At 73.5% G+C, this 26703-nt stretch carries 24 protein-coding genes and 1 riboswitch; of the genes, 10 read left to right on the forward strand and 14 right to left on the reverse strand.

Annotation, left to right across the window (positions count from 1 at the left end; translation table 11 throughout):
- Window positions 1-37 precede the first annotated feature (37 nt).
- The 4 genes from ABD976_RS28490 (at window position 38) to ABD976_RS28505 (ending at window position 5673) form a co-directional block, all read left to right on the forward strand.
- Window positions 38-616 (forward strand): peptide deformylase, encoded by a 579-nt coding sequence (locus ABD976_RS28490; protein WP_345368165.1) that lies wholly within the window; start codon window positions 38-40, stop codon window positions 614-616.
- A 423-nt stretch (window positions 617-1039) separates the two neighbouring features.
- A complete protein-coding gene (gene thiC / locus ABD976_RS28495) occupies window positions 1040-2563 on the forward strand; it encodes a phosphomethylpyrimidine synthase ThiC (protein WP_369774967.1) in 1524 nt (507 codons plus the stop codon).
- 79 nt (window positions 2564-2642) lie between these two features.
- Window positions 2643-3491, forward strand: a complete 849-nt coding sequence (thiD, locus tag ABD976_RS28500; RefSeq protein WP_345368167.1) for a bifunctional hydroxymethylpyrimidine kinase/phosphomethylpyrimidine kinase — start codon at window positions 2643-2645, stop codon at window positions 3489-3491.
- Window positions 3492-3687: 196 nt separating this feature from the next.
- Window positions 3688-5673 carry an FUSC family protein gene (locus ABD976_RS28505; RefSeq protein WP_345368168.1) on the forward strand — a complete coding sequence of 662 codons (1986 nt, stop codon included), beginning with the start codon at window positions 3688-3690 and terminating at the stop codon, window positions 5671-5673.
- Window positions 5674-6034: 361 nt separating this feature from the next.
- Here ABD976_RS28505 and thiG read toward each other — a convergent pair whose 3' ends face one another.
- From thiG to thiO, 3 genes are all read right to left on the reverse strand, one after another.
- Window positions 6035-6793 carry a thiazole synthase gene (gene thiG, locus ABD976_RS28510; protein WP_345368169.1) on the reverse strand — a complete coding sequence of 253 codons (759 nt, stop codon included), beginning with the start codon at window positions 6791-6793 and terminating at the stop codon, window positions 6035-6037.
- A 1-nt stretch (window position 6794) separates the two neighbouring features.
- Window positions 6795-6995 carry a sulfur carrier protein ThiS gene (gene thiS / locus ABD976_RS28515; protein WP_345368170.1) on the reverse strand — a complete coding sequence of 67 codons (201 nt, stop codon included), beginning with the start codon at window positions 6993-6995 and terminating at the stop codon, window positions 6795-6797.
- Window positions 6983-8107, reverse strand: coding sequence for a glycine oxidase ThiO (gene thiO, locus ABD976_RS28520; RefSeq protein WP_345368171.1), 1125 nt, complete (start codon window positions 8105-8107; stop codon window positions 6983-6985). Before thiO ends, thiS begins: the two co-directional genes overlap by 13 nt.
- A riboswitch (TPP riboswitch) is annotated at window positions 8098-8199 on the reverse strand. Its footprint overlaps the gene before it by 10 nt.
- An 87-nt stretch (window positions 8200-8286) precedes the next feature.
- Between thiO and thiE the strand changes: the two genes are divergently transcribed.
- Complete coding sequence (gene thiE, locus ABD976_RS28525; RefSeq protein WP_345368172.1) at window positions 8287-8955, forward strand: thiamine phosphate synthase; 669 nt, start codon at window positions 8287-8289, stop codon at window positions 8953-8955.
- A gap of 157 nt (window positions 8956-9112) precedes the next feature.
- Here thiE and ABD976_RS28530 read toward each other — a convergent pair whose 3' ends face one another.
- The 4 genes from ABD976_RS28530 to ABD976_RS28545 all read right to left on the reverse strand — a co-directional run bounded on the left by ABD976_RS28530 (window position 9113) and on the right by ABD976_RS28545 (window position 14307).
- A complete protein-coding gene (locus ABD976_RS28530; protein WP_345368173.1) occupies window positions 9113-10255 on the reverse strand; it encodes a S1 family peptidase in 1143 nt (380 codons plus the stop codon).
- A 357-nt stretch (window positions 10256-10612) separates the two neighbouring features.
- Window positions 10613-11791 carry a hypothetical protein gene (locus tag ABD976_RS28535; protein WP_345368174.1) on the reverse strand — a complete coding sequence of 393 codons (1179 nt, stop codon included), beginning with the start codon at window positions 11789-11791 and terminating at the stop codon, window positions 10613-10615.
- A 275-nt stretch (window positions 11792-12066) separates the two neighbouring features.
- Entirely contained in the window at window positions 12067-13230 is a 1164-nt protein-coding gene (locus ABD976_RS28540; RefSeq protein WP_345368175.1) for a GDSL-type esterase/lipase family protein, read from the reverse strand.
- A 321-nt stretch (window positions 13231-13551) separates the two neighbouring features.
- Window positions 13552-14307 carry a GntR family transcriptional regulator gene (locus ABD976_RS28545; RefSeq protein WP_345368176.1) on the reverse strand — a complete coding sequence of 252 codons (756 nt, stop codon included), beginning with the start codon at window positions 14305-14307 and terminating at the stop codon, window positions 13552-13554.
- A gap of 446 nt (window positions 14308-14753) precedes the next feature.
- On the opposite strand from ABD976_RS28545, the gene ABD976_RS28550 reads away from it, so the two are divergent.
- From ABD976_RS28550 to ABD976_RS28565, 4 genes are read left to right on the forward strand one after another with little or no spacing between them, the layout of a single operon-like run.
- Window positions 14754-15914, forward strand: a complete 1161-nt coding sequence (locus ABD976_RS28550) for an extracellular solute-binding protein (protein ID WP_345368177.1) — start codon at window positions 14754-14756, stop codon at window positions 15912-15914.
- Window positions 15915-15916: 2 nt separating this feature from the next.
- Window positions 15917-16870: a carbohydrate ABC transporter permease gene (locus ABD976_RS28555; protein WP_345368178.1), complete on the forward strand. Its 954-nt coding sequence runs from the start codon at window positions 15917-15919 to the stop codon at window positions 16868-16870.
- A complete protein-coding gene (locus tag ABD976_RS28560) occupies window positions 16867-17682 on the forward strand; it encodes a carbohydrate ABC transporter permease (protein WP_345368180.1) in 816 nt (271 codons plus the stop codon). Before ABD976_RS28555 ends, ABD976_RS28560 begins: the two co-directional genes overlap by 4 nt.
- Before the next feature lie 43 nt (window positions 17683-17725).
- A complete protein-coding gene (locus tag ABD976_RS28565; protein WP_345368181.1) occupies window positions 17726-18766 on the forward strand; it encodes an SIS domain-containing protein in 1041 nt (346 codons plus the stop codon).
- 319 nt (window positions 18767-19085) lie between these two features.
- Here the strand turns inward: ABD976_RS28565 and ABD976_RS28570 are convergent, their stop codons facing one another.
- Together ABD976_RS28570 and ABD976_RS28575 are read right to left on the reverse strand one after the other, a co-directional pair.
- Entirely contained in the window at window positions 19086-19925 is an 840-nt protein-coding gene (locus ABD976_RS28570) for an amidohydrolase family protein (protein WP_345368182.1), read from the reverse strand.
- 69 nt (window positions 19926-19994) lie between these two features.
- Window positions 19995-20741 (reverse strand): SDR family NAD(P)-dependent oxidoreductase, encoded by a 747-nt coding sequence (locus ABD976_RS28575; protein ID WP_345368183.1) that lies wholly within the window; start codon window positions 20739-20741, stop codon window positions 19995-19997.
- Window positions 20742-20848: 107 nt separating this feature from the next.
- Between ABD976_RS28575 and ABD976_RS28580 the strand changes: the two genes are divergently transcribed.
- Window positions 20849-21781 carry an N-acetylglucosamine kinase gene (locus ABD976_RS28580; protein ID WP_345368184.1) on the forward strand — a complete coding sequence of 311 codons (933 nt, stop codon included), beginning with the start codon at window positions 20849-20851 and terminating at the stop codon, window positions 21779-21781.
- A gap of 171 nt (window positions 21782-21952) precedes the next feature.
- Here ABD976_RS28580 and dapA read toward each other — a convergent pair whose 3' ends face one another.
- The 5 genes from dapA to ABD976_RS28605 all read right to left on the reverse strand — a co-directional run bounded on the left by dapA (window position 21953) and on the right by ABD976_RS28605 (window position 26672).
- Window positions 21953-22795 (reverse strand): 4-hydroxy-tetrahydrodipicolinate synthase, encoded by an 843-nt coding sequence (gene dapA, locus ABD976_RS28585; RefSeq protein WP_345368185.1) that lies wholly within the window; start codon window positions 22793-22795, stop codon window positions 21953-21955.
- 37 nt (window positions 22796-22832) lie between these two features.
- Window positions 22833-23675 (reverse strand): helix-turn-helix domain-containing protein, encoded by an 843-nt coding sequence (locus ABD976_RS28590; protein WP_345368186.1) that lies wholly within the window; start codon window positions 23673-23675, stop codon window positions 22833-22835.
- Between the two features lie 29 nt (window positions 23676-23704).
- Window positions 23705-24940: an MFS transporter gene (locus tag ABD976_RS28595; protein WP_345368187.1), complete on the reverse strand. Its 1236-nt coding sequence runs from the start codon at window positions 24938-24940 to the stop codon at window positions 23705-23707.
- Window positions 24941-25179: 239 nt separating this feature from the next.
- Window positions 25180-25866, reverse strand: a complete 687-nt coding sequence (locus ABD976_RS28600) for a DUF3159 domain-containing protein (RefSeq protein ID WP_345368188.1) — start codon at window positions 25864-25866, stop codon at window positions 25180-25182.
- Window positions 25867-25946: 80 nt separating this feature from the next.
- A complete protein-coding gene (locus ABD976_RS28605) occupies window positions 25947-26672 on the reverse strand; it encodes an ESX secretion-associated protein EspG (RefSeq protein ID WP_345368189.1) in 726 nt (241 codons plus the stop codon).
- Between the last annotated feature and the right edge of the window lie 31 nt (window positions 26673-26703).

A 26703-nucleotide genomic window follows, 5' to 3' on the forward strand; every position in this document is an offset into this window, starting at 1 on the left:
GCGCGAGCAGGTCGTGGGCGACGATAAGGTCCCGGGCATGGCCGTTCATCCGATCCGCGTCATCGGCGACCCGGTGCTGCACAACGCCACCCGTCCGGTGGAGGACTTCGACGACGAGCTGCGCGCTCTGGTCGAGGACATGTTCGAGACGTTGGCGGCGGCCAACGGGGCCGGGCTCGCGGCCAACCAGATCGGCGTGGACCTGCGGCTGTTCGTCTACGACTGCCCGGACGACGAGGGGGTCCGGCACCGCGGCGTGGTGGTCAACCCGCAGCTGCGGACCTCGGAGGTCCCGGAGACCATGCCGGACCCGGACGCGGACTGGGAGGGCTGCCTGTCGGTCCCCGGCGAGTCCTTCCCGACCGGCCGCGCCGCCTGGGCCGAGGTCACCGGCTCCGATGTGGACGGATCGCCGATCACCGTGGAGGGCACCGGTTTCTTCGCCCGCTGCCTCCAGCACGAGACCGACCACCTCGACGGCCACCTCTACGTGGAACGGCTCGTCGGCCGCCACGCGCGCGCCGCGAAGAAGACCGTCAAGCGCAACGGCTGGGGCGTGCCCGGCCTGTCCTGGGACCCGGCCACCCACGGCGACCCCTTCGCCGACGAGGACTGACCCCGGCCCACCGCACTCCCGTTGGACACCTGAGGACCGCTTTCGCTAATGGTCTGCGTGGCGGAACCTCAGCGGGCTTCTCGCTGCGGGAGCCGTTCGGCGAGGTACCCACGACGTACACGGCGTCACGGCTGTCCTCGCGAGAAGACCGCTGAGCGGCACCGTCCGAGCTCGGGCGGCGGTGCCGGTTGCGCCTCACCGCATGCGGCTCCGCCGCATTCTGAGAGAACCCCTGAGTGAGGGCCGGGTGCGTCCGAACGGGCCACGGGACCGCCGACCCCCTAGGCACCGCCCGGTACGGGCGCTACGCTCTGGCACGCAAACCTCGCGGGAGCTCGCACCTTGGCGGGCTGAGAGGGTGGCTCAACGGCGCCGCCGACCGCTGAACCTGACCGGATAATGCCGGCGTAGGGAGTGACGGCCGTGGCCGACTCGCGCACTGTGACCACCGGACCCATCACGGGATCCCACAAGATCCACCTCGAACACGCCGACCTGCGGGTGCCGCAGCGGCGGATCCACCTGTCCAACGACGAGCACCTCGACGTGTACGACACGTCGGGGCCTTACACCGACGAGACCGCGACCATCGACGTCCACGCCGGACTGCCCCGCACCCGGGAAGCCTGGGACCGCGGGGAGCACCGCACCCAGTTGGGCTGGGCGCGGGCCGGGGTGATCACCCGGGAGATGGAATTCGCCGCGCTCCGCGAAGGCGTCCCGCCCGAGCTGGTGCGCGACGAGGTGGCGCGGGGCCGGGCGGTGATCCCGGTGAACCGCCGCCACCCGGAGTCCGAGCCGATGGTGATCGGCAAGAAGTTCCTGGTGAAGGTCAACGCCAACATCGGCAACTCCGCGGTGACCTCCTCGGTCGAGGAGGAGGTCGAGAAGATGGTGTGGGCGACCCGCTGGGGCGCCGACACCGTGATGGACCTGTCCACCGGCAAGCGCATCCACGAGACGCGGGAGCGGGTGCTGCGCAACTCGCCGGTGCCGGTGGGCACGGTGCCGATCTACCAGGCGTTGGAACGGGTCGACGGCGATCCGGAGAAGCTGACCTGGGAGCTGTACCGCGACGTCGTGATCGAGCAGTGCGAGCAGGGCGTGGACTACATGACGGTGCACGCCGGGGTGCTGCGCCGGTACGTGCCGCTGACCGCGCGCCGGGTCACCGGGATCGTCTCGCGCGGCGGGGCGATCATGGCGGCGTGGTGCCAGGCGCACCGGCGGGAGAGCTTCCTGTACGAGCACTTCGGCGAGCTGTGCGAGATCCTGCGCGGCTACGACGTCACGTTCTCGCTGGGCGACGGGCTGCGCCCCGGCTCGGTCGCCGACGCCAACGACCGGGCCCAGTTCGCCGAGCTGGAGACCCTCGGCGAGCTCAGCGCCCTCGCCCGGGACCACGAGGTGCAGGTGATGATCGAGGGCCCCGGGCACGTGCCGCTGCACCTGGTGGCGGAGAACGTGCGCCGCGAGGAGGAGCTGTGCGGTGAGGCGCCGTTCTACACGCTCGGCCCGCTGACCACCGACATCGCCCCCGGCTACGACCACATCACCTCGGGGATCGGCGCGGCGGTGATCGCCCAGGCGGGCACCGCGATGCTCTGCTACGTGACGCCGAAGGAGCACCTGGGCCTGCCCGACCGCGACGACGTCAAGACGGGCGTGATCACCTACAAGATCGCCGCGCACGCCGCAGACCTGGCCAAGGGGCACCCGAGGGCGCAGCAGCGGGACGACGCGCTGTCCCGGGCGCGGTTCGAGTTCCGCTGGCGCGACCAGTTCGCGCTGGCGCTGGACCCGGACACGGCGTGCGCCTTCCACGACGAGACGCTGCCCGCCGAACCCGCCAAGTCGGCGCAGTTCTGCTCGATGTGCGGGCCGAAGTTCTGCTCGATGCGGATCAGCCAGGACATCCGGCGCGCCGAGCTGCCGCTCGTCGACTGAGGTCCCCGCGCCCGCCGACGTCGTTCCCGGCGTCGGCGGGCGCCCACCTCGATCCACGCCGGGCACTAACATGGACCCGATGCACCCGACCGAACCCGCCGACGACCCCGCCCCGCCGACCGCGCTCACCATCGCCGGATCGGACTCGGGCGGCAGCGCGGGCATGCACGCCGACCTGCGCGCCTTCTTCTCCTGCGGGGTGCACGGCATGACGGCCGTCACGGCGGTCACCGTGCAGAACACGGTGGGCGTGAGCGGCCTGGTGGAGATCCCGCCGGAGACCGTCGCGGCGCAGATCGACGCGGTGGCCGGCGACATCGGCGTGGGCGCGGCGAAGACCGGCGTGCTGGCCTCGGCCGCGACCATCGAAGCGGTGCTGGAGGCGTGCGACCGGCACGGCATCGGCGGCGGCGGACCGACCCCGTTCGTCGTCGATCCGGTCGCGGCGTCCCGCAGCGGTGAGCCGCTGCTGCGCGCCGACGCGCTCGACGCGCTGCGCCACGAGGCCTTCCCGCGCGCCACCCTGGTCACCCCGAACCTCGACGAGGTGCGGTTGCTGACCGGCATCGACGCCCGCACCCGCTCGGACCTGCTGGACGCGGCGAAGGCCGTCCACGACTTCGGCCCGCGCTGGGTGCTGATCAAGAGCGGCCACCTGCCGGACGACCCCGAGTGCGTGGACCTGCTCTTCGACGGCACCGAGGCGGTCCCGCTGTCCGCCCCGCGCTACGCCACCGCGCACACCCACGGCGCGGGTGACGTGTTCGCCTCCGCCATCACCGCCGCGCTGGCCAAGGGCGCCGCGATGCCGGAGGCGGTGCGGATGGGCAAGCGGTTCGTCACCCGCAGCGTGGAGCACGCCTACCCGCTGGGCGCCGGGATCGGTCCGGTGTCGACGTTCTGGCGGATCAGCCCGCGTTCGATCTGATCCGGGCTCGATCCGACCCCGCGCTGCGGCGACATCACCGGCTGTCCGAGTGATTTTCCTCGCTGACCTGTAACCGGGCGGGCGTGGCGCGGCGACAGGGAGGATGAGAAGCGCGTATGCCCTCCGAGCGATGCTCACGCCAACGCACGATTCTGGGAGAGCTGCGCGCCCGACGACGACAGGGGTTGGCGACAGCGTGGCTACATCGGTGATGACCAAGGTCCGCCAGCGGATGGCGACCGAGGCCGGTGCGCCCGATCCGAGGCAGCGCCAGTTCGCGGTGCTCGTCCTCGTGGCCGTGGTCGCGGGCACGGCGATCGGCTGGCTGTTCGACCTGCACACCCCGGCGCTGCTGGCCGGGCTCACCGCCGTGTTCGCCCTGGTCGCCTCCGGCGGCCAGTCGCTGCGCTCCGACCTGCACCGGTTCGCCTGGTTCACCCCCGCGCTGGTGCTGGTGATGGCGATCGGCCCGCTGGCCTCGGGCATCCCGGTGCTGGCCGGGCTGCTGGTGGCGGCCGTCGTCTTCGGCACCGGGATGCTGCCCGCGCTCGGCGAGTACTACCGGATCGGCGGGCAGACCTTCGCCGCCGCGACCATCGTCGCCACGACCACCGGCATCGGCGGCGACCAGCCCGCCTGGATGCTGTTCGCCGCGGCCGGGGGCGGCGCCGCGTTCGCCCTGGTCCTGCGGGTCCTCGTCGGGCTCAGCGACCCGACCCGGGCCACCCGGGTGGCGGTGGCGCGGACGCTGCTGGAACCGGGGCCGGGCGTCGTCGAGCTGGCCGCCTCGGCGTGGCGGGCCGACGGGTCGAGCACCTGGCTCGGTCAGGTGCTGGCCGGGGCGTCCCGGTTCCGCGCGGCGCGGGAGACGCTGCTCGCCCAGGCCCAGCAGAGCGACCGGACCGAGGCGGAGCGGTTGCGCGCGATCGTGGCCGAGGCCGACGCGGTCGCCGCCGAACTGGCCACCGCGGTCCGCTCCCGCGCCTGCACCGGGCTGCCGCCGCAGGCCCGCCGCGATCCGGCGCAGGCGGTGCTCGCCCGCGGCGGCAGGCAGGACGTGCCCGCCGCGCTCCAGGGCGTCAACGAGGGCCTGGACCGGATCCGCGCGGCGGTGGTGCGGCGCGACGACACCGCCGCGACCCCGCCCGCCCCGGGAGCCCGGAAGGAACGGGTGCTCGGCGCGGTCCGGGCGCACCTGTCGCTGCGCTCCTCGCTGTTCCGGCACGCCTTGCGCTGCACCCTCGCGGTGTCGGTCGGCATGGTGGTCGTGCTGCTGATCGACGACCCGTCGGCGTCGAGCCTGCTGCTCGCGCTGTACGTGGTGCTGCAACCGGCGGCGCGGGACAGCATGACCGGCGCGCTGGAGCGCACCGGCGGCGCGGTGCTCGGCGTGGTGCTGCTGGCGCTGGTGATCACCACCGTGCCGGGGGCGTTCCTGCTGGTGCCGCTGGTCATCGGCGGGATGCTGATGAACATGGAGCGGCTGCGCACCGATTCCACGGCGCTGCTCGGCTGCCTGATCGTGGTGACCGTCGTGGACCAAGCGATGAAGCTGGACCGCGACCTGGTGAACGTGGCGATCAGCTTCGCGGCCAACACCGCCGTGGGCGCGGCGGTCGCGCTGATCGTCGGGTACGTGTCGTACCTGGTGCTGCCCAGCAGCATCCTGCCGGACGTGCGCGGATCGGTGCGCTCAACGGTGTGGTCGGTGTCGGAGCTGCTGCGCAGCGTGCGCGCCGCCGGGCGCGGCGTGGACCTGCGCGCGGCGTTGCAGTCGGCGCACGTGCTCGCGCTGCGCCGCACCCAGGACCTGCTCGGGATGCCCGCACTGCTGGACGGCACCGGCGAGGAGACCGACGACGACCGCGCCACCCGCTCGGCGGCCATCGCCCTCGACGCGCTGCGCCAGGACGTCGCCACCCTCGCCTTCCGCCCCGAGGAGGAGCGGGCGGTGGCGGTGCCCGCGCTGCGCGCGGTGGACGACATGCTGGCGGGCAAGGCCACCGCGACCGTCCCGGACGTCCCGGCGGGCAGCGCCCCGGCGACCGAGCTGCTGGCCAGCTCGCTGATCGAGAACGCCCTCCACGCCCGCGCGGCCATCGACCGCACCCTGGGCTACGACAACCCGTGGAAGAGCTACACGATCTCCTTCGTCCGCACCGAACGCCTCCACATCCGCTGACCGCCCCGAAGCGGCGAGCTCTCACCCGTCCGTGACATGAGTGAGGGGCGCCCTGTACCAAGTCACTGGGTACAGGGTGCCCCTCACCTACGTCGACTCCACCCGAACGTGAGCGCCAGTTCCGACCCACCACGAAGCCGCTCACCCGAATGGGAACTGAGTGAGGGGCACCCTTGCCCAAGTAACTCGGACAAGGGTGCCCCTCACCTACCTCGGCTTCACCCGAACGTGAGCGCCGGTTCCGACCCACCGCGAAGCGGCTCACCCGGATGGGAACTGAGTGAGGGTGCCCCTCACCTGGCGTCGATCACCCGGGCGTGGCGGCCGGGCGTGGCGGGGGCCGGGCCGGGTGGTGGGGCCGTCAGTCCGGGTCGGGGCTGGAGGCCTGGGCCCAGAAGCGCTGCGGGATGCGGCCCGCGCCCCGGGCCAGGCGGCCCGCGTCGACCGCGGCGCGCATCGCGGCGGCCATCCGCTCCGGGTCCTGGGCGCGGGTGACGGCGGTGGCCAGCAGCACCGCGTCGCAGCCGAGCTCCATCGCCAGGGCGGCGTCGGAGGCGGTGCCGATGCCCGCGTCGAGGACGATCGGCACCCCGGCGCGGGCCACGATCATCTCGATGTTGTGCGGGTTGCGGATGCCCAGGCCGGTGCCGATCGGCGAACCCAGCGGCATGACGGCCGCGCAGCCGGTGTCCTCCAGCTTGCGGGCCAGCACCGGGTCGTCGTTGGTGTAGGCCAGGACGGTGAAGCCGTCGTCGACGAGCTGCTCGGCGCCGTCCAGGAGCTCCACCGGGTCCGGCAGCAAGGTGTCCTCGTCGGCGACGACCTCCAGCTTGACCCAGCTCGTGCCGAGGGCTTCGCGGGCGAGCCGGGCGGTGAGCACCGCCTCGGCCGCGGTGCGGCAGCCCGCCGTGTTCGGCAGCGGTTCGATGCCGAGCCTGCCGAGCAGGTCCAGCACCCCGGGGCCGCCCGCGGCGTCGGCACGGCGCATCGCGACGGTGGTCAGCTCGGTGCCGGAGGCGAGCAGCGCGCGCTCCAGCACCGACAGGTTGGTCGCCCCTCCGGTCCCCGTGATCAGCCGCGAGCCGAACTCGCGCCCGGCGATCACCAGCGGATCGTCCATGTCAGCCTCCTTGCACAGCGGTGAGGACTTCGATCACGGCGCCGGGGCGCAGCTCGGTCGCCGGCCAGGTGGCGCGCGGCACCACCGCCCCGTCGAGGGCGACGGCGACGCCCTTGTCGGCCACCCCGTAGTCCGCGAGCGCGTCGGCGAGGGTGCCGCCCTCGGCGATCGCGCGCTGCTGCCCGTTGATCACGACGTGCATGGGATACCTCCCGGTCGACGCAGGTCGGCGGCTCGTGCCTGCGGCGGTGGGTCCGCGCCGCGCAGCAGCGCGACCACCGCGTCGGCGGTGATCGGGGCGAGCAGGAAGCCGCCCCGGTGGTGCCCGGTGGCCACGACCAGCCCCGGTTCGAGCTCGCCGATCATCGGCACGTTGTCCTCGGTGCCGGGGCGCAGTCCGGCGACGGCCTCGGCGAGCTCGTACTCGGCCAGTGCCGGGACCAGGCGTTCGGCGTCGGCGATGAGGTCGCGGACGCCCCCGACGGTGACCCGGGTGTCGAAGCCGACCTCCTGCTGGGTGGCGCCGAGCACCAGTCCGTCGTCGCGCGGCACCAGGTAGGTCTGCCTGCCCCGCACCGGTCCGCGCACGGTGCGGCGCGGCGGCGGCAGCGCACCGGGCCGGGCCCGCAGCCGCAGGATCTCGCCCTTGACGGGGCGGAGCCGACCGCGCAGCAGCGGGTGCAGCTCGGCGGAGTGCGCGCCCGCGGCCAGCACCACCGCGTCGCAGTCCACGGTGGACTCGGCGAGCACCACCTGACCGGCGCGCACCTCCTCGGCCCGCGCGGCGAGGAACTCGACCCCGGCGGCGGAGGCGGCGGCGTGCAGCGCGCGCAGGGTCGCGCGGTTGTCCACGGCGAGGTCGCCGGGCACCTCCAGCGCGGCGCGCACCGAGGGGCCGAGGGCGGGTTCCAGGCGCCGGGCCTCGCGACCGGACAGCGCGGTCACGCCCCGGCCGAGGCCCGCGAGGTAGTCGGCGAGGGCGCCGAGCTCGGCGCGGTCGGCGCTGTCCACGCCCACCACCAGGGTGCCTTCGCGGCGGAGCCCGGAGGGCAGCCGGGCGGCGGCGGCGAGGTCGTCGGCGAAGTCGGGCCAGCGGGCCAGCGAGGCCGAACCGAGGTCGAGCAGGCCTTCCTCGCCGGGCCACGCCTCGGCCAGCGGGGCGAGCATCCCGCCCGCCACGTGCGACGCGCCCGAGGCCGGTGCGGGATCGATCAACCGGATGCGGTGGCCGTCGGCGGCCAGCCGCCACGCGACGGACAGCCCGATGACGCCGCCGCCCACGACGGCGATCCGCTCGCTGCGCTGCTCAGCCACTCCACGCTCCCTGCGCCGGCATGACCCGGATCAGGTTCGACGGTCGGGGCGCTGCCCCCTCTCAGCCCGGTCGGGCTCCCGTGCTCACCACCCACCACCGTACCGGGTTCACCGGATGGTGTGAGCCGCGGCGGTCGAGGCGGTCCGGACCGGGACCGCCAGGGGCTACCCTCGGGCGCATGCCCGGATTGGACGGCCACGGCATTCGCGCCCGCCTCGACGAAGCCGCGTTGTACCTGTGCACCGATGCCCGCACCGAACGCGGTGATCTCGCCGAGTTCGCCGACGCCGCGCTGGACGGCGGAGTCGACATCATCCAGCTCCGCGACAAGACCGACGGCGCGCCGCTGGAGGCCCGGCAGGAGCTCGCCGCGCTGGAGGTGCTGGCCGACGCCTGCCGCAGGCACGGCGCGCTGCTGGCGGTCAACGACCGGGCCGACGTGGCGCTGGCCGCCGACGCCGACGTGCTGCACCTCGGGCAGGACGACATCCCGGTGGAGCTGGCCCGCCGGGTGCTCGGCGAGCACGTGGCGATCGGCCGGTCCACGCACGACGTGGTGCAGGCCGATTCCGCCGCCACCGAGGCCGGCGTGGACTACTTCTGCACCGGGCCGGTGTGGACCACGCCGACCAAGCCCGGACGCCCCGCCGCGGGCCTCGACCTGGTCCGCCACACCGCGGGGCACCGCGGTCACGGGCGCCCGTGGTTCGCCATCGGCGGCATCGACGCGTCCACCGTCGACGACGTGGTGATCGCCGGGGCGAAGCGGGTCGTGGTGGTGCGCGCGATCACCGAGGCCGAGGACCCCCGCGCGGCGGCCCAGCACCTCCGCTCCCGCCTGCCCTGAGCGCACGACTCGCCCGGCCCAACACCGCGGGTATCACCCGATCCGGAGATGAGTGAGGGGCACCCTGTACCCGGTGACGCGGTACAGGGTGCCCCTCACTCGGAAAAAGTTCACCCGGGTGGCGGGCCCGGACGGATGCCGGGCCCGCCCGGTGCGATCACTGGGTGAGCAGTCGCAGGCCGTAGGCGTTGAGGATCTCGTTGACGGGCTGGAAGTAGGTGGTGCCGCCCCAGGTGCAGTTGCCGGAGCCACCGGAGGTGACGCCCTGGGCCTGGCTGCCGGTCAGCCAGGAGCCGCCGGAGTCGCCCGGCTCGGCGCAGACGTTGGTGCGGGTCAGGCCGTAGACGGCGCCCTGCGAGTAGCGCACGGTCTGGTTCTTGGCCTCGACCGTGCCGCAGTGCCAGCCGGTGGTGGAACCGGAGCGGCAGATCGACGAGCCCACGGCCGACTCGGTCGAACCGGAGACGCCGACGGTGCCACCGCGGTAGTTGTTCACCAGCGGACGCGGGGTCTCCCCGGCGCTGGTGCGGACGAAGCCGTAGTCGTTGCCGGGGAACGAGGACCCGGCCACGGTGCCGCTCGGCTGGGAGGTCGAGGTGCCGACCGAACCGCAGTGCCCGGCGGTGACGAAGCCGCCCTGCACCGAGAAGCCGATCGAGCACCGGCCGCCACCGCCGGTGTAGTAGGCGTTGCCGCCGATCACGTCGGCCAGCGCCCGGGGCGCCTCCTCGGATTCGACGACGTCGACCGCGGTGCCGTCGACCTCGGCCGCCTCGACGAACCGCTCGGCCTCGGCCGCGGTGCCCGGCTTGGTGGTCAGCACCACGGTGTTGGCCGTGGTGTCGGCGTACCAGCCGGTGACGGAGGCGGGTGCCTGACCGCTGTCGGCGTTGAGCCCGTCGACGACGGCACCGAGGTCGGCGACGGTGTGGTCGACCAGGCGTGCCGCGGCGCCCGCGTCGCGGACCACGTCGAACTGGGCGGCGTCGGTGACGCCGACGACGAGCTTGCCCCGCTGGGCGTCGAAGTGCGATCCGCCGAAGTCCGCGCCGAGCGCCTCGCGCAACACCTCGTTGGCGCGGTTGGCGACGGACTCCTGGTCGATCCGGGTCTGCGCCTGCTGCCGGTCGAGACCGAGGTCCCGCTGCATGGCGTCGAGCATGGTGACCGCGGGCGCGTCGGCCGTGGTGGGCGTCGGCGCGTCAGTCGTGGTGGCGGTGGCGGGCATCGTGGTGGCGATGACCGTCCCCGCTGCCAGCACCACGGACCCGGCGATCCGGGCCGCGAGCGTGCGTCTCATCTGCTGCTCCCTCTTCGTGAGATGGATCTCAGCCCCCGTCGGCGAATCAGTATTCGGACGGGACAGCCCGCACACATCCGTCTTTTGCCGCAGATCACGCGAAATGCCGCCCGCCGCAGTGGTTTTCACCGCAGCGGACGGCACCTTCCGCAGCAACGCACTGCTCCAACCGGACGCACCAGCCCTCGATCCACCCCCGCGCCCACCACCGGGGAACCGCGACCACGCACGCCCGAGGTCCCCCGCCAGCACCCGTTCGTGAACTGAGTGAGGGGCACCCTTGCCCGAGTAACTTGGGCAAGGGTGCCCCTCACTCCGGTCAACACCACCCGGACGGCGCAGCGGGGTGGTCGGAGGTCACTCGCCGGTGCGGGGGATCAGCTCGCCCTGCCCGTCGAGACCGGCCGACGGCTCGTCCTGCGGCCGGGTCGGGGTCTGCTCCTGCGTCGGCGTCGAGCTCGGCTGCTGGGTGGGCGTCGGCTCCTGCGGGGCCTCCGAGGGGGCGGACGGCTCCCCGGTGCGGGTGGGTTCCTGGGTGCTGGTCTCGCCGCTCGGTTCCGGCTCGTCGGTCCCGGTCTCCTCGGTGGTGGTCTCCGGCACCACCGGCTCGACGGGTTCCGGTGGTGGCGGCGGTCCGGGCCGGACGACCTGGCCGATCGTGGTGCCGGTGCCGCCGGAGAGCGTGCGGCCGGTCACCCCCTCGAACCCGGTCACCACGATCATGCCGATCGCGAACACCAGCGCCGACGTGGCGGCCACCATCGTCCAGCGCTGCTTGGTGCGCCGCTTCGGCGGCGCGACGACCTCGGTGGCCTGCTCGCCGCCGACCGGGGCGACCACCCGGGTCGGCTCCGCGATGCGCTCGGTGCCGTCGTCGACGACCCGCTCGCCGCCGGGCCACTGGAGACCCGGGGTGAGCGCGATGCGCTTGGTCCGGTCGGGGTCCGGCGGTGACTGCGGCGCGGCGGCGGGCGGCTCGGGCCGGTCCTCGCGCGCCTGCTCGATCGCCGCCGCCTGGCCCTTGACCTTCGCGTGGTGCAGCGCGGTGCCGCGCTTGCCGCGCGCCACCGCGGCCTTGGCCGCCGCCGTCTTGGCCTTGTCCCTGGCGTTCTCCAGCGACCGCTGGTAGAGCGTGCCGCCGACGGTGATCACCACGCTGGTCAGGGCGGCGCCGACGACGGTGCCCGCGACCCCGAGCTGCGAGCCGAGGAAGGCGGCGGTGACCGAGGCCAGCGCACCGCCCGCGACCTGGGCGGTGTTGATCGAGGACTTCTTCTCGTCCTTCTCGTCCTTCTCGTCCTTGCCGCCGTCCTCGTCCCGGTCCCGCTGGTCCCGGTCGCGCTGGTCCCGGTCGCGCTGGTCCCGGTCGCGCTGGTCCCGATCGCGCAGGTCGTCGGGGGCGCCCCGGTCGCGATCGGCCCGGGTCCGCTCGTCCTGGCCGTGGTCGACCCGCGGCACCACGGGTTGCATCCGGGTCCGCGCCGCATCCGCGGGCCGTCGATCACCCGACGGCCGACCGCTGTTGTCCTCAGGCATGTTCGCGCTGGCTCCCACGCATCTCGCCCCTCTCTCCCACCCGTACCAACGGGCCGGAAGGCGCGATTTCTCCCCGGAACGGGGCCATCGTGAGCATCCCCACGACCTGTAACGCCTGGTGAGAGGCTTAAAGCCAGCTTTCGGCGGGCACCGGTGCGACGGCGCGCGGGCGCCCGCCGCGAGCCGCCTCGCCGGGCGTGACCAGCCCGGCGAGGCACCCCGGAGATCGACGCGCCGCGCCCTCGTCGATCAACGACGCCTCAAGCGGCGACCGCTCAGCCGGCGAACGGTCCGGCGAAGGCGAGCTCGGCGAAGCGCTCCCCGATGCGGCGGTGCGCGGCGGCGTCCGGGTGGAGCGCGTCGGGCAGCGGCAGCTCGGCGTGGTCGGCTTCGCCGTAGAGCTCCCGGCCGTCGAGGTGGTGCAGGTTCGGGTCGTCGGCCGCCCGCTGCCGGACGATCCGGGCGAGCTCGTCGCGGATCACGTTCAGGGTGAGCTTCCCGGCGGCGACCTCCGCGGGATCACCGGTGGCCCGGAACCGCAGCTCGCCGGCGCTCAGGGCGTCGAGGTCGAAGGCGCCGGGCCCGGGGGTGTCCTCGTGGATCGGGCACAGGGTCGGCGAGACGACCAGCAGCGGCGCGGTGGGATGCCCCTCCCGGATCGTGTCCAGGAACCCGTGCACCGCCGGGGTGAAGGCGCGCAGCCGCATCAGGTCGCCGCCGACCAGGTTGATCCCGATCTTGACGCTGATCAGGTCGGCGGGGGTGTCCCGCATGGCGCGGGCGGTGAACGGGTCGAGCATCGCGTTCCCGCCGAAGCCCAGGTTGACCAGGTCGACCCCGCCGAGGGTGGCGGCCCGGCCGGGCCAGGTCGTGCTGGGGCTCGCCGCGTTGGAGCCGTGGCTGATCGAGCTGCCGTGGTGCAGCCACACCCGGCGGTCCGCGCGCGCGGGCTCCACCGGGGCGTCGGTGCGCAGCCCGACGACCTCGGTGATCTCGTGCTGCGGCAACCAGATCTCCACGTCCTTGTCGCGGTCGGGCAGGCCGGTGAACCGGACGGTGCCGACCGGGCCGGGCCGGGTCTCGGCGGCGGTACCCCTGGCCATGTCCAGGACCAGCTCGTTGCCGCCGGTCACGTGGGACTGGTCGACGAGTTCGCCGTCCACGAGCAGGTCGTACACGCCCTCCGGACGACGCGGGGCGCCCTCGTAGACGACCACGGTGCGCAAGGTGTCCAGCTCGATGGCCGTGGCCCGGGTGCGCAGCGCCAGCCGCACCCCGGAGGGCTGGGCCGCCGGGAGGTCGAGCTGCCCGCCGGGGCACTGCGCGCGGGCCCAGGCGGGCAGCCGGTGCGGCAGCACCCCGTGCTCGGTCCGTTCCAGTTCGAGCGCACCGCGCAGCAGTTCGGCGGTGACGGGCGTGGTGGTCCAGGAGTCGTTCACACCACCCACCCTGTCAACCGACCCCACCACCCCACCACCCGATTTCCACCCCGCACGACCACCCAGCGGCGAAGCAGCACGCGCGTCGAACCCGACCCCGGTCAGGCCACGCACGCACCGATCGGCACCACCGTCAGGTAAGCGGCGAAAGCCGCTTTCGCTTCACCCCACCTAAGCAGCTTGCACCGCCGCGGGTTCTCAGCGGTCTTCTCGCGAGGACGCCCTGACGCTGTGTACGTGGTTGGTACATGAGCGCCCGGAGCGAGAAGGCCGCTGAGGTTCCGCCACCCGCACCGCCACGCAACCCGACCACAACACCTCCTACGCAGGCGGATTCAGCGTGGCTACGAATTTGTACCTGTCCCCTCGGTAGATGGACCGCACCCACTCCACCGGGTTCGCCTCGGTGTCGAAGGAGTGCCGGGACAGCAGCAGCATCGGCAGCCCGACCTCGGAGCCGAGCAGTTCGGCCTCCTCGGGGCTGGCGAGCGCGGTCTCGATGGTCTCCTCGGCGTGCCCGAGTTCGAGCCCGTAGTGGTCGCGGAGCACCTGGTACAGCGAGCCGCCGGATTCGAGGCGGGCGGTGAGGCCGCGGAACCGGCTGAGGGCGAGGTGGGTGGTCTCGATCGCCATCGGTTCGCCGTCGGCCAGCCGCAACCGGCGCAGCCGCAGCACGGCGGCGCCGGGCTTGGTGCCCAGCAGGAGGGCGAGTTCGCGGTCGGCCGCTTCCTCGACGACCTCCAGCAGCCGGGAGGCGGGCTGCCTGCCCTGGGCCCGCATGTCCTCGGTGTAGCCGGTGAGCTGGAGCCGCTGGGCGACCTTGGGCTTGGCGGCGAAGGTGCCCTTGCCCTGCACCCGCAGCAGCCTGCCCTCGACGGTCAGCTCGGCGAGGGCTTGGCGCACGGTGGTGCGGGAGACGTCGAACTCGGCGGCCAGCGAGCGCTCGGTCGGGATGGGCGAGCCCGGGGGCAGCGACCGCAGCATGTCGAGCAGGTGCTGCTTGAGCCCCCAGTACTTCGGTTCGCGTTGCGCGCGCACCGGGGTGTCCGCGCCACCGGTCGCCGGGGTGTCGAGCATCGTTCCTCCTCCTGCCGCGAACCGTCGGGCGGACCGGCGCACCGGTGATCGCCCAGGTGTTCAGGATGCCCGAAACCGGTGCGGGCGAACGCCGGACCCACCAGGTTCCCACCGCTCGGCCGCACCGGTGCCCGACTCGCGTCACCCGAAAGGTCTTGACATCAGGTGTCCCGGGCCACACTCTTCATCGCATTGGTCTACACCAAAGTGCTCCACGGCGGAGCGGAGGGAAGGGGTTCCCGGTGCGAACCTGCTCCAGCAGACGTGCTTCCACGACGCGGCGACCGTCGCCGACCACCGACGGCGCCCCGGCGCGGTCCCGCCACCGACGCCGAAGTCCCGCCCGGACCTGGCGAGCGCTCGCCGCCGGGGCGGTGCTAAGCCTCGCGGCGGCCGGGTGCGGCGGTGCCGGCGGCGGCAGCGACAACACCCTCACCGTCTGGCTGATGGACGGATCCGCGCCGGACGCGCTCGTCGACGAGCTCAACGCGGAGTTCGAGAAGTCGCACCCCGGCATGACCGTCGAGTACCAGATCCAGCAGTGGAACGGCATCCAGGACCGCCTCACCACCGCGCTGACCAGCAACGACCCGCCGGACGTCATCGAGCTCGGCAACACCCAGAACCCGCAGTTCTCCGCCGAGGGCACGCTCCTGGACCTCACCGAGGACAAGGCCTCGATGCACGGCGACCAGTGGCTGCCTGCGCTGGCCGAGTCGGGCGCCTGGGAGGACCGCACTTACGGCGTGCCGTTCTACGCCGCCAACCGGGTCGTGGTCTACAACACCGAGCTGTTCCAGCAGGCGGGCATCACCGAGCCGCCCCGCTCCCGGCAGGAGCTGCTGGACGTGATCACCAGGTTGGAGCAGACCCACGGCGACGACCCCGACTTCCAGTCGCTGTACCTGCCGGGCCAGTCCTGGTACGCGCTGCTGTCGTTCATCTGGGACTCCGGCGGTGAGGTCGCGGTCGAGCAGGACGGGCGCTGGCGCGGGGCGCTGGACACGCCCGAGTCCCGCGAGGGCGTGCAGTTCTACCAGCAGCTCGTGCAGCACTCCCGGACCTCCGCACCCGCCGACACCGACGAGGCCGAACCGCAGCAGGCCGAGATCTACGCCCAGGGCGACGTGGCGATGATGATCGCCCTGCCCTGGGAGGTGCAGACCGCCGCCGAGGTCAACCCGGACATCGCGGCGATCAGCTCCGCGTTCCCGATCCCCTCGAAGGACCCGGCCGGGACCGCGCCGGTGTTCCTCGGCGGCTCCACCCTCGCCATCCCGGCGGGCAGCGCCGACGCCGAGGCCGCGAAGGACTGGCTGCGGCTGCTCACCGAGCCGAAGTACCAGACCATGCTCGCCGAGTCGGGCGTGGTGCCCGGCGCCATGCAGGACACCAGCGCGCTGGCGACCGACCCGGTGAGCGCCGCGATGGCGACCGCGTCCAAGGCCGGTGCGGTGACCCCGCCGATCCCGCAGTGGGCCGCGGTGGAGTCCGGGCAGAACCCGCTGAAGGACATGATGACCGCGATCCTCACCGGGCAGAAGTCCGTGGTCATCGCGACCACCGACGCCAACCGGGCGATCACCGACCTGCTGGCGGCTCCCTGATCATGGCTCTGACCGACGAACGCACGGTCCCGGGCGCGCCCCCCGCCGCGCCCGGGGCCCGGCGCTCCCGCTGGGTCGAGGCCCTGCCCTACCTGCTGCTGGCACCTGCCGTGCTGGCCCTGGTCGGCCTGCTCGGCTGGCCCGCCGTGAACGTGATCATCACCAGCTTCCGGGAGCTGACCCTCGGCGAGCTGGTGCGCGGCGAGGTCGTCTGGGCCGGGTTCGACAACTACGCGACCGTGCTCTCCGACCCCGGGTTCTGGACGATCGCGCTGCGCACCGTGGTGTTCACCGCCTGCGTGGTGGTCGGCAGCATCGCGATCGCGCTGCTGCTGGCGCTGCTGATGCGGCACGTCCCGCCGGTCCCGCGGGTGCTGCTCCAGATCAGCCTGCTGCTGGCCTGGGCGATGCCGCAGCTCGCCGCGACCACGGTGTTCCAGTGGATCTTCGACCAGCAGTTCGGGATCCTGAACAAGACCCTGGTGCTGCTCGGCCTGGACTTCGAGGGGCACTCCTGGTTCGCCACCGGGACCAGCACGCTGACCGTGGTCGGCATCCTCATCGTCTGGCAGGCGGTGCCGTTCGTGGCGATGACGCTCTACGCGGCGCTGCTCAGCGTGCCCGGCGACCTCTACGAGTCGGCCGGGATCGACGGCGCGGACGGCTGGCAGACGTTCCGCTCGATCACCTGGCCGCACCTCAAGCCGGTGCTGATGATCGTGACGTTCCTGTCGATCCTGTGGGATTTCAAGGTGTTCTCGCAGGTGTGGGCGTTCCGCGAGGGCGGCCCGAGCGGCGGCAGCACGACGCTGTCGGTGCTGCAGTACCTGGAGGGCATCGCCAGCAGCCGGTTCGGCGTGGCCGCGGCGGTGTCGGTGCTGATGGTGATCGTGCTGGTGCTGGTGTGCGCGCAGTACGTGCGGTTGCTGCTGCGGTCCCAGGAGGGTGAGCTGTGAGGAAGACGGCGTTGTCCGCGCTGGCGCTGGCGATCGCGCTGCTGTTCGCGTTCCCGACGTACTGGATGCTGTCGAGTTCGCTGAAACCGCGCGGGGAGGTGCTGTCCACCTCCTACGACCTGGTGCCGACCTCGATCACCGCGCAGAACTACGTCACCGCGCTGACCGGCTCGGACTTCCTGCGCTACCTGGGCAACAGCCTGCTGGTGACGCTGACCGCGGTGGCCTGCTCGCTGGTCGCCGGGACGCTGGCCGCGCTGGCGATGAGCCGGTTCCGGTTCCGCGGGCGCAAGGGGTTCCTGCTGCTGGTGCTGGTCGCGCAGATGGTGCCGTTCGAGGCGCTGATGATCCCGATGTTCCTGTTCATGCGGGACCTGAACCTGCTCGACCGGCTGCCCTCGCTGGTGCTGGTGTACTGGATCTGCACGCTGCCGTTCACCATCTGGTCGCTGCGCGGGTTCATCGACGGCATCCCGGTGGACCTGGAGGAGGCGGCGATGGTGGACGGCTGCGGCCGGGCGGCGGCGTTCCGCCGGGTGACGCTGCCGCTGCTCGGTCCGGGCCTGGTGGCGACCTCGGTGTTCGCGTTCATCACCGCGTGGAACGAGTTCCTCTACGCGCTGGTGTTCATGCGCGACGAGGACAACCGGACGCTGCCGGTGTTCCTCCAGACGTTCCAGAACGCCTTCGGCACCGACTGGGGCGCCACGATGGCGGCTTCGACGCTGTTCACGCTGCCGGTGCTGGTGTTCTTCCTGGTGGTTCAGCGCAACATGGTCTCGGGTATCACGGCCGGTGCGGTGAAGGGGTGAGCATCGGCTAGCATTGGTCTAGACCAAGAGACCGGGAGGGACGATGACCGAGGCCGCGGGCCGGCACATGGCCGCCGAGATCGACGAGCAACCCGACCTGTTCGCCGGACTGCTCGCCGAGCGCGCCGCGATCCAGCGCGTCGGCGAGCGGATCGCCGAGCACCGACCCCGCTTCGCGCTGCTCGCCGCGCGCGGCTCCAGCGACCACGCCGCGCTCTACGCCAAGTACCTCATCGAGGTGCTGCTGAACCTGCCCGTCGGCCTGGTCTCCCCCTCGACCACCACCCTCTACGGCGCCGAACCGGACCTCGACGGCGTGCTGCTGCTGACCATCAGCCAGAGCGGCGGCTCCCCCGACCTGCTCGCCGTCACCGAATCCGGGCGCAAGCGGGGCGCCCTCACCGTCGCGGTCACCAACACCGCCGACTCCCCGATCAACGCCGCCGCCGAACTGTCCGTCGACGTCCGCGCCGGCCAGGAGCGGGCGGTCGCCGCGACCAAGACCTACAGCACCACGCTGCTGGCGCTGCACCTGCTCGTCGACGCCGTCCGCGGCGGGGACGGGTCGACCGCGGCGGGCCTCCCCGAGCTCGCCCGCGCCACCCTCGACGATTCCGCCGACGCCGTCGAGGAAGCCGTGCGGCGCTACCGGTTCGCCGAGCGGATGGTCACCACCGGCCGGGGCTACTCGCTGGCCACCGCGCTGGAGGCGTCGCTGAAGCTGGCCGAGACCAGCTACCTCGCGGCCCGCGCCTACAGCGGCGCCGACCTGCTGCACGGCCCGGTCGCCGCGGTGGACGCCGACACCGCGGTCCTCGCGCTGTGCGGCGGCGGCAGGGGCGGCGACTCGATGCGCGAGGTGCTCGACGCGGTGGCCGAACGCGGCGCCGACATCTGCGCCATCGGCTCCGCCGCCGGGAACTGCACCGCGCGCCACCGCATCCCGCTGCCGCCGTGCCCGGAGGAGCTCGCCCCCGTCCTGGAGATCCTGCCGATCCAGCGCCTGGCCCTCGGCCTGGCCCGCACCCGAGGCCTGGACCCCGACCAACCCCGAGGCCTCAACAAGGTCACCAAGACCCGCTGACCACCCCGCCCCACCACACCCGTCCGAACCGGCACACGGCTTCGGACCGGCACACCCGCCCGGAACCGGAGTGAGGGGCCCCCTTGCCCAAGTAACTGGGACAAGGGTGCCCCTCACTCACGTCACGAACGGGTGAGAGCGAGCTGGGTGAGAGGCACCCTGTACCACGTCATGAGGTACAGGGTGCCCCTCACTCGGTCACGTGGTGGGATGTCGGGCGGGCGAACGGGCCCGGAAGTCGAGACCCGTCCCGCCGAGGGGGCTTGGCGGGACGGGCCTGCCCAGGTTACTCCGACCGGCCCAACCGGCGTCGGCGCGGTCACAGTTCGTACGTGCGCCGTGCCGTGCTGTCGAACACCGCTGCCCGCTCCGCAGCGCTGAGGTGGCCGGTGAGGTTCTTCGCCAGGCCCACGACCTGCGCGTAGTCGGTGGCGAGCAGGCACAGCGGCCAGTCCGAGCCGAACATGACGCGCCCCGGGCCGAAGGCGTCGAGGACGACGTCGACGTAGCGGCGGAGCCGGTCCGGGTCGGGTTGGCGGGCCCAGTCGTCCTCGGTGACCAGGCCGGACAGCTTGCACATCACGTTCTGGTGGGCGGCGAGCGCGCGCACGCGGGTGGCCCAGGGTTCCAGCTCCTCGTCGGCGATCGGGGGCTTGCCGCAGTGGTCGAGCACGAAGGTGAGCTGCGGGTACTGCCCGACGGCCTTGATCGCGGCGGGCAGTTGCCGCGGCCGGACCAGCAGGTCGTAGACCAGGCCGGTGTCCTCGACGGCGGCCAGCCCGGCGAGCACGTCGGGCCGCACCAGCCAGTCCGGGTCGGGTTCGGCCTCGACGGGGTGGCGCAGGCCCTTGAGCCACCGCGCCGAGGGGTGGGCCTGCAACCGGCCGATGCGTTCGCGCACGTCCCGCGCGGTGAGGTCGACCCAGCCGACGACTCCGGTGACGCGGTCGACGGAGTCGGCGAGCACCAGCATCTCCGGCGTCTCGTCGGGGTCGGCGACGGTCTGCACCAGCACGGTGGCGTCCACCGCGGCGGACTTGAGCGCGGCGCCCAGCTCGGGCGCGCGGAAGTCGCGGCGGATGGGTTCCATCGCCGCCGTCATCCAGGGTTGTTCGCGGACATCGAGGTCCCACAGGTGGTGGTGGGCGTCGACCGTCATTCGTCTCCTCCGAGGCGCCACCGGGCGCGGACCGTCCACAACGGACTGATCTGCTGCTCCGCCGCCCGGTCAGCTCGGCCGGACGCGCAGCCCGAACATCCCGCCGTCGACGGTCAGCACGGTACCGGTGACGCCACCCGCGCCGGAGCCCGCCAGGTAGGCGATGGCCTGCGCCACCTCATCGGCCGAGACGAGACGTCCGGACGGCTGACGGGCTTCGAGGGCGGCGCGTTCGGCGACCGGATCCGGCGCGGAGTCGAGCAGCCGCCCGACCCACGGGGTGTCCACGGTGCCGGGCGCGACGCAGTTGACCCGGACGCCCTCGCGCACGTGGTCCGCGGCCATCGCCAGGGTCAGCGCGTGCACCGCGCCCTTGCTCGCCGAGTACAGGGCGCGCTGCGGCAGCCCGGCGAGCCCGGCGATCGAGCAGGTGTTGACGATCGCGGCGCGCTCCGAACGGCGCAGCAGGTCCATCACGGCGCGGCTGACGCGGGCGATGCCGACGACGTTGAGGTCCAGCACCCGGTGCCACTCGGCGTCGTCGTTGGCGGTGACGTCGCCCTGCGCGCCGATGCCCGCGTTGTTCACCAGCACGTCCAGGCCGCCGAACTCCCGCCGCACGGTGTCCACCGCGGCGCGCACCGACCCGTCGTCGGTGACGTCGCAGGGCACCCCGAGCAGTCCGTCCTCGGTGGATTCGGCCACGTCCAGCACCGCCACCCGCGCGCCCCGGTCGCGCAGCAGGCGCGCCGCGGCCAGGCCGATGCCCGAAGCGCCGCCAGTGACCGCCGCGGTGGCGCCGTCGAAGTCGCCCATCGCTCTCCCCGACTGATCGATCGTTGCCCCGGATGTATAACCGTTCACCGCGCAGGAATCCAGAGGCCGGTGGGTGCCGGATCGCGGTCGCGCGCTAGAAAGGGCGGATGCGTTGCCTCGTGCTGGGCTTGGACGTCGGCGGTACCTCCAGCCGGGCGCTGGTCGCCGACCTCGACGGCCGGGTGCTCGGCACCGGTTCCGCCGCGGGCGGCAACCCGCAGTCGCACCCGGTGGACGAGGCCGTCGAGCAGGTGCTCACCGCCGCGCGGAGCGCGTTGGGCGGGCTGGACCCGGCCGAGGTGCGGCGCACCGCGGTCGGCCTGGCGGGGGTGAGCCGGTTCGCCGACCCGGCGGTCGCCGACCGCTTCGACGAGGGGTGGCGGCGGCTCGGCCTGGGCGGGCCCGTGGAGGTGGTCGGCGACTGCGACGTCGCGTTCGCCGCCGGGACTCCCGCCGCGTCCGGGACGGTGCTCGTCGCGGGGACCGGGTCGATCGCCGCGCGCGTCGAGCAGCACCGGGTGACCGGAACGGCCGGTGGGCACGGCTGGCTGCTCGGCGACGAGGGATCGGCGTTCTGGCTGGGCCGCGAGGCGGTCCGCGCCGCGCTGCGCGCCCTGGACCGCGCCGAGGCCCCGGGCCCGCTCGGCCGCGCGGTGCTGGACCGCTGGGCGCCGGAGCCGACCGACCGGCGGCGCGCCCTGATCACCGCCGCCAATGCGGGCCCGCCGATCCGCCTCGCCGAACTCGCGCCGCTGGTCACCGCCGCCGCCGAGGACGACCCGGTGGCCGCCGAGATCCTGCGGCGCGCCGCGACGCTGCTGGCCGCGGCGGTCGCCGACGCGGGCGGGGACGGACCGGTGGTGCTGGCCGGCGGCCTGCTCGACGGCGGACCGCTGGACGCCGCGGTGCGCGCCGAACTCGCCGAGCGCGGCCGGACCGATCCGCGCGCCGCCGGACCCGGAGCGGCCGGAGCGGCGTGGCTCGCGGCGCGCGAGCTGGTCGACGACCCCGCCGCCCTCCACGCCCGCCTCCTGCCCTGACCCACCACCTCACCCGGAAGTGCTGCCGGGTGGGGGCACCTTCATCCGGCTTAGTCGGATGAAGGTGCCCCTCACCCAACTCGCCTCACCCGAACGTGACGTGAGTGAGGGGCACCCTTGTCCGAGTTACTTGGGCAAGGGTGCCCCTCACCTGGTCAACTCGACGGGTGATCAGCGGAGGTGGAGGGCGTCGACGGCCTCGGCGATCACCGCGAGTTCGGCCTCGTCGGCCTCCACCAGGGGCAGCCGGAGGCCGCCGACGCGGCGTCCGGTCAGGTTCAGCGCGGCCTTGACCGGGATCGGGTTCGTGGTGGTGCCCAGCGCGCGGTAGAGCGGCTTGAGCTCGTCGTCGATCTCGGCGCGCCGCTCGGGCTCGTCGACCATCCGCCGCAGCCGGGGGCCGACGAGGTGACTGGCCACCAGGATGCCGCCGCAGCCGCCGAACTCCAGGGTCGGCAGGAAGGCGTCGTCGTTGCCCGCGTAGACGCCGAGCCCGTCGATCGGCCCCAGCGCGCTGTTGTCGGCCTGCTTGACGTAGTCCACGCGCTCGATCTGGGCGAGCTCGGCGAGCAGGTCCGGCGGCAGGTCGAGGCTGGTGCGGCCGGGGATGTTGTAGAGCACCACGGGCTTGTCGGTGGCCGCGGCGATCTCGCCGAAGTGCCGGACCAGGCCGCGCCGGTTCGGCTTGTTGTAGTACGGGGTCACCGAGAGCACTCCGTCGGCGCCGTGCTCGGTGGCCCGCTCGGTCATCTCGCAGGCGTGCCGGGTGTCGTTGGAGCCGGTGGAGGCGATCACGGTGGCGCCCTCGGGGCGCTCGGCGCAGGCCAGCTCGATCAGCCGCAGGTGCTCCTCGGCGGTCAGCGTCGGCGCCTCGCCGGTGGTCCCGCACACCACGACACCGTCCGAGCCAGTGGCGATCAGGTGGTGGAACAGCGACACGAAGGCGTCCTCGTCGACCCGCAGGTCGTCGTCGAACGGGGTGATGATCGCGGTGAGCACGGCGCCGAGAGACATGGCCGCATTCTGCGCCCCGGCCGCACCCGTTGTCATGTCAGCCCACCTCCGCGACGAGGTCGGCGACCAAGGCCCGGTCGGCCGCCCGGACCGGGGCCTGCACGACCACCAGGTGATCCGGCGCCTCGACGGGGCGCAGCGCCGAGCACACCAGCTCCAGCTCCCCGCGCCCCGGGATCCGCGCGGACACCTTCCGCACGGCGAGGTCGCCGACGCCTCGGCAGTCCCACCACGCTTCGAACTCGGGGAAGTCCGCGCGGAGCGACCGGTGGACCTCCTGGACCCGGGGGTCGCCGCCGTTGCGGGAGGTCTGCGCCTGGAACTGGCCGAGCACCGCGCGGGCGAAGTCCTCCCACTCCGCGATGCGGTCGCGGAACACCGGATCGCCGACGACGCACCACATGAAGTTCCGCCGCTGCACCGCGATCCGCTCCGGGTCGGACCACACCGCCCGGTACGCGGCGTTCCAGGCCACCACGTCGAACCTCGGGTCCAGCAGCACGGCCGGGCTCCGCTCCCAGGCGTCCAGCAGGCAGCGCGCCGACCGCGCGAACCCGGCGTCGGCCTCCGGGTCGGGGGAGGTGCGCTCGCCCAGCCCGCCGAGCACGAGCACGTGGCGGAGCGCGGCCCCCCGCAGGCCGAGGGTCGCGGCCACCGCCTCCAGGACCTGCCGCGACGGGATCACCCGGCCCTGCTCCAGCCAGGTGTACCAGGCCAGGCCGATGCCGGAGAGCGCGGCGACCTCCTCCCGGCGCAGTCCCGGCGTGCGCCGCCGCCCGTGGTCGGGCAGCCCCACTTCCGCCGGGCTGCGGCGTTCCCGGTGGGCGCGGAGGAACTCGCCCAACTGCTTCGCGTCGCCCGACGTGGCGCGGTCCCGCACTGGCGCACCTCCGTTCGCCGCCGTCCCCATCATGGCGCACGGCGGGCGGGTTCGGGCGCGCCTTCCGGACGCCGCCGGGCGGCCAGCGGCAGGGCGAGCAGCGCGGCGGCCAGGGCCAGCCCACCGCCCACGACCGCGGCCCCCGACTGCACCTGCGGGAACAGGCCGATCAGCCCGACGCCGACGGCGGTCCCCCCGTAGAGCAGCGCGGTGTTCCACGAACTGGACGTGGCGCCCAGCTCCGGGCGCTCGTCGAGCAGCAGGGTCTGCACCGCGGTGACGAACGCGCCGCTGGCCAGGAACCAGACCAGGGCCGCGCCGTAGCTCACCACCGCGGGGGAACCGAGCACCGCGGTGACCACGCCGAGGCCGAGCAGCAGGCACCACACCGGGACCCACCGCGCGCCGCCGCTGCCCGCCGCCCGCGCCCGGTCGCCGATCCGGCCCGCGACGAGGGAGCCCACCGCGCTGCCGATCCCGACGAACAGACCGAGGAAGCCCAGCGCGTCGACCGAGAGCCCGAAGCGCTGGTGCAGGATGACACCGAGGTACGTGTAGGTGCCGAGGTTGGCGGCGTGCAGCAGCACGACGACGGCGAGGGTGTGCCGGAGCACGCCGTCCTTCCACACCGCGAAGGCACCGAGCAGGCGCAGCGGCTGGGGTTCGTGCCGGGACTCGCGCGAGAGCACCCGCGTGGTGGCGAAGCACAGCGGGAGCACCAGCGCGGACAGCCCCGCGAGCACCCAGAACGACGACCGCCAGTCGCTCGCCCCGGCGAGGAACGCCCCGGCGGGCACGCCGAAGACCTGCCCGGCGGCGAACAGCGCGTTGCCGACCGAGATCGACCGGCCGCGCGCCGCTTCCGGGGCCGTCTCGGCGAGGTGCGCCCAGATGGCCGGTCCCGCCGCCGCCGCGCCCAGCGCGCCCAGCACCCGGCCCGCCATCAGCACGGCCAGGCTCCCGGCCACCGCGGCGACCACGTTGCCGAGCAGGAACAGCACCGCGCCCACCACGATCATCGGGTAGCGCCCGAACCGGTCGGTCACCGTACCGAGGAAGGGGGCGGTGACCGCGTACGCCACCGGGTAGGCGGTCACCGTCGCCGCGGCGGCCGTCTCGGGCACCGCGAGGGACGAGGCGATGGTCGGCAGCAGCGGGGCGACGATGAACGTCTCCGTCCCGATCAGGAACAGGAGCAGGTACACCCCGGCGTACTGCCGCCACGGAACCCGCGCGACCGCGGTCCGTCGCTCTTCTGCGGACAAGGAACTCCTCCAGCGTTCTCCAGGAACTTCCAGTCCGCAGCCTCGTGGCCCCCGTTCGGAGCAGCCAGACCCGCGGCAGTGCTGTTACCGGCGCTCATACCCTCGCCGAGGCCCGCGGTCGGGTCGCTCCCCGGTGCGGGTGGCGAAAGCGGCGCCGTTCGCCCGACCGCGGTCGGCTTCAGCCGAAGTTGATGGAGTGAGGGGCACCCTTGCCCAAGTTACTTGGGCAAGGGTGCCCCTCACTCACGTCCCGGACGGGGGGCGGGGGTGCGGGGGTGGCGCAGGCCGGGGTGGTCGTCGGGCAGCGCGCGGCGCAGCACCCACCAGCTCACCGCGACGCAGACCGCGACCAGCGGCCAGGTGAGCACCACCTGCGCGATGGCCAGCGGGATCACCAGCCCGGCCAGCCACAGCGGGATGAACACCACCAGCCGCACCAGGTACTGGCAGACCCACACCCAGCTCGCGCGGTTGTAGGCGCGCAACAGGTCCGGGTCGCGGCGCCAGCGCCTGCCCTGGCCGAGCACCGTGCCCAGCACGATGCCGAGGAACGGCCAGCGCACCACGATGCTCACCACCCAGGCCAGCGCGCTCGCGGCGTTGGTCACCACCCGGACCAGGAAGAAGTCGACCGCGTCGCCGGTGCGCAGCGCGATGACCGCGCCGAGCAGCACCGCGAGCAGGCTCACCAGCACCGCCCCGGGGCGGGCGCCCCGGGCCAGCCGCCACACCGCGATGATCGCGCTCACGGCGACGGCCAGCCCGCTGCCGAGCCCGATGGACTCGTCGCCGAGGTACCAGCCCAGCACGAACACGACCGGCGGCAGGCTGGCGTCGATCGCGCTGGTGCGACCGCCGAGCAGGTTCATCAGGGAGTCGCGCTCGGAGCCGTCCTCGGTGGTCGTGGTCTGGCGGTCGCGTGTCACACCACTTAGCCTGCCCTATCCTCGTCGCGCCGTGCACGCAGCGGTGGTGAGCGCCTCCCGGTGCCGGTGGCGGGCGGAGGTCACGCCGGGGCGAGGAGGTCGGCGAGCCGGCCCGCGATCGCCTTCTTGTCCGCCGGACCGCAGTTGATCACGTCCCGCCCGTCGACCCGCTCGCCGTGCAGGGCGAACCGGCCGAGGTCGTTGTCGAACCAGGTCAGGCCCGGTGCCCGCCGCCGGGCGCCGCGGCCGTCCGGGCCGGTGACCGCGAAGTGCCCGAGCCGGAACTTGGGCCGCGCGGTGAGCGCCCGGAGTTCGCCGAGCCCTTCGATGTCGGCGTCCGCGGGGTGCCCGTTGCTGCGGTCGGCGATCGCCCGGAGCATCGCGCCGCCGCCCTTCGGCGCGTCCGGCAGCAGGTCGGCGCAGGCCCGGGGCAGCTCGTCGGGCGCGAGGAAGCTCATCCGCAACCCGCGCCCGTCGAGCACGCCCACCACGCCGACCTCCCCGGTGGCCACCACCCGCGCGGCCAGCCGGTGCCCGGCGCGCACGTCGAGCAGGCCCGCCGCCGCGATCGCCACCTCCGAGGTGCACAGCAGGTAGAGGGCGTCCTCCACCTCCGGCTCGGGGCGCCCGGAGCGGGCCAGCCCGCTGGTCTCCAGCTCGCTCCACACCTGGTGGGTCAGCCGGTCGCGGTCCTCGGCCGACTCCCCGACGTGCGGTATCTCGAACGGGTACTGCCGCACGGTGAGGTTCAACCGCTCACCGAGCACGTCGACCGCGGGGATCGACAGCGTGATCGTCTCGACCATCACAGGCTCATTTCGGCTCGTGGGGGGGTCA

This window comes from Saccharopolyspora cebuensis, from assembly GCF_039542665.1.
Classification (GTDB): Bacteria; Actinomycetota; Actinomycetes; order Mycobacteriales; family Pseudonocardiaceae; genus Saccharopolyspora; species Saccharopolyspora cebuensis.

Excerpts from the sequence above, each read along its gene's own strand:
- ABD976_RS28490 (WP_345368165.1), top strand. The coding sequence starts at position 38 with ATGGCCGTTCATCCGATCCGCGTCATCGGCGACCCGGTGCTGCACAAC.
- thiD (WP_345368167.1), top strand. The coding sequence starts at position 2,643 with ATGCACCCGACCGAACCCGCCGACGACCCCGCCCCGCCGACCGCGCTC.
- thiG (WP_345368169.1), bottom strand. The coding sequence starts at position 6,793 with ATGGACGATCCGCTGGTGATCGCCGGGCGCGAGTTCGGCTCGCGGCTG.
- thiS (WP_345368170.1), bottom strand. The coding sequence starts at position 6,995 with ATGCACGTCGTGATCAACGGGCAGCAGCGCGCGATCGCCGAGGGCGGC.
- thiE (WP_345368172.1), top strand. The coding sequence starts at position 8,287 with ATGCCCGGATTGGACGGCCACGGCATTCGCGCCCGCCTCGACGAAGCC.
- ABD976_RS28530 (WP_345368173.1), bottom strand. The coding sequence starts at position 10,255 with ATGAGACGCACGCTCGCGGCCCGGATCGCCGGGTCCGTGGTGCTGGCA.
- ABD976_RS28535 (WP_345368174.1), bottom strand. The coding sequence starts at position 11,791 with ATGCCTGAGGACAACAGCGGTCGGCCGTCGGGTGATCGACGGCCCGCG.
- ABD976_RS28545 (WP_345368176.1), bottom strand. The coding sequence starts at position 14,307 with ATGCTCGACACCCCGGCGACCGGTGGCGCGGACACCCCGGTGCGCGCG.
- ABD976_RS28550 (WP_345368177.1), top strand. The coding sequence starts at position 14,754 with ATGGACGGATCCGCGCCGGACGCGCTCGTCGACGAGCTCAACGCGGAG.
- ABD976_RS28555 (WP_345368178.1), top strand. The coding sequence starts at position 15,917 with ATGGCTCTGACCGACGAACGCACGGTCCCGGGCGCGCCCCCCGCCGCG.
- ABD976_RS28565 (WP_345368181.1), top strand. The coding sequence starts at position 17,726 with ATGACCGAGGCCGCGGGCCGGCACATGGCCGCCGAGATCGACGAGCAA.
- ABD976_RS28570 (WP_345368182.1), bottom strand. The coding sequence starts at position 19,925 with ATGACGGTCGACGCCCACCACCACCTGTGGGACCTCGATGTCCGCGAA.
- ABD976_RS28575 (WP_345368183.1), bottom strand. The coding sequence starts at position 20,741 with ATGGGCGACTTCGACGGCGCCACCGCGGCGGTCACTGGCGGCGCTTCG.
- ABD976_RS28580 (WP_345368184.1), top strand. The coding sequence starts at position 20,849 with ATGCGTTGCCTCGTGCTGGGCTTGGACGTCGGCGGTACCTCCAGCCGG.
- dapA (WP_345368185.1), bottom strand. The coding sequence starts at position 22,795 with ATGTCTCTCGGCGCCGTGCTCACCGCGATCATCACCCCGTTCGACGAC.
- ABD976_RS28605 (WP_345368189.1), bottom strand. The coding sequence starts at position 26,672 with ATGGTCGAGACGATCACGCTGTCGATCCCCGCGGTCGACGTGCTCGGT.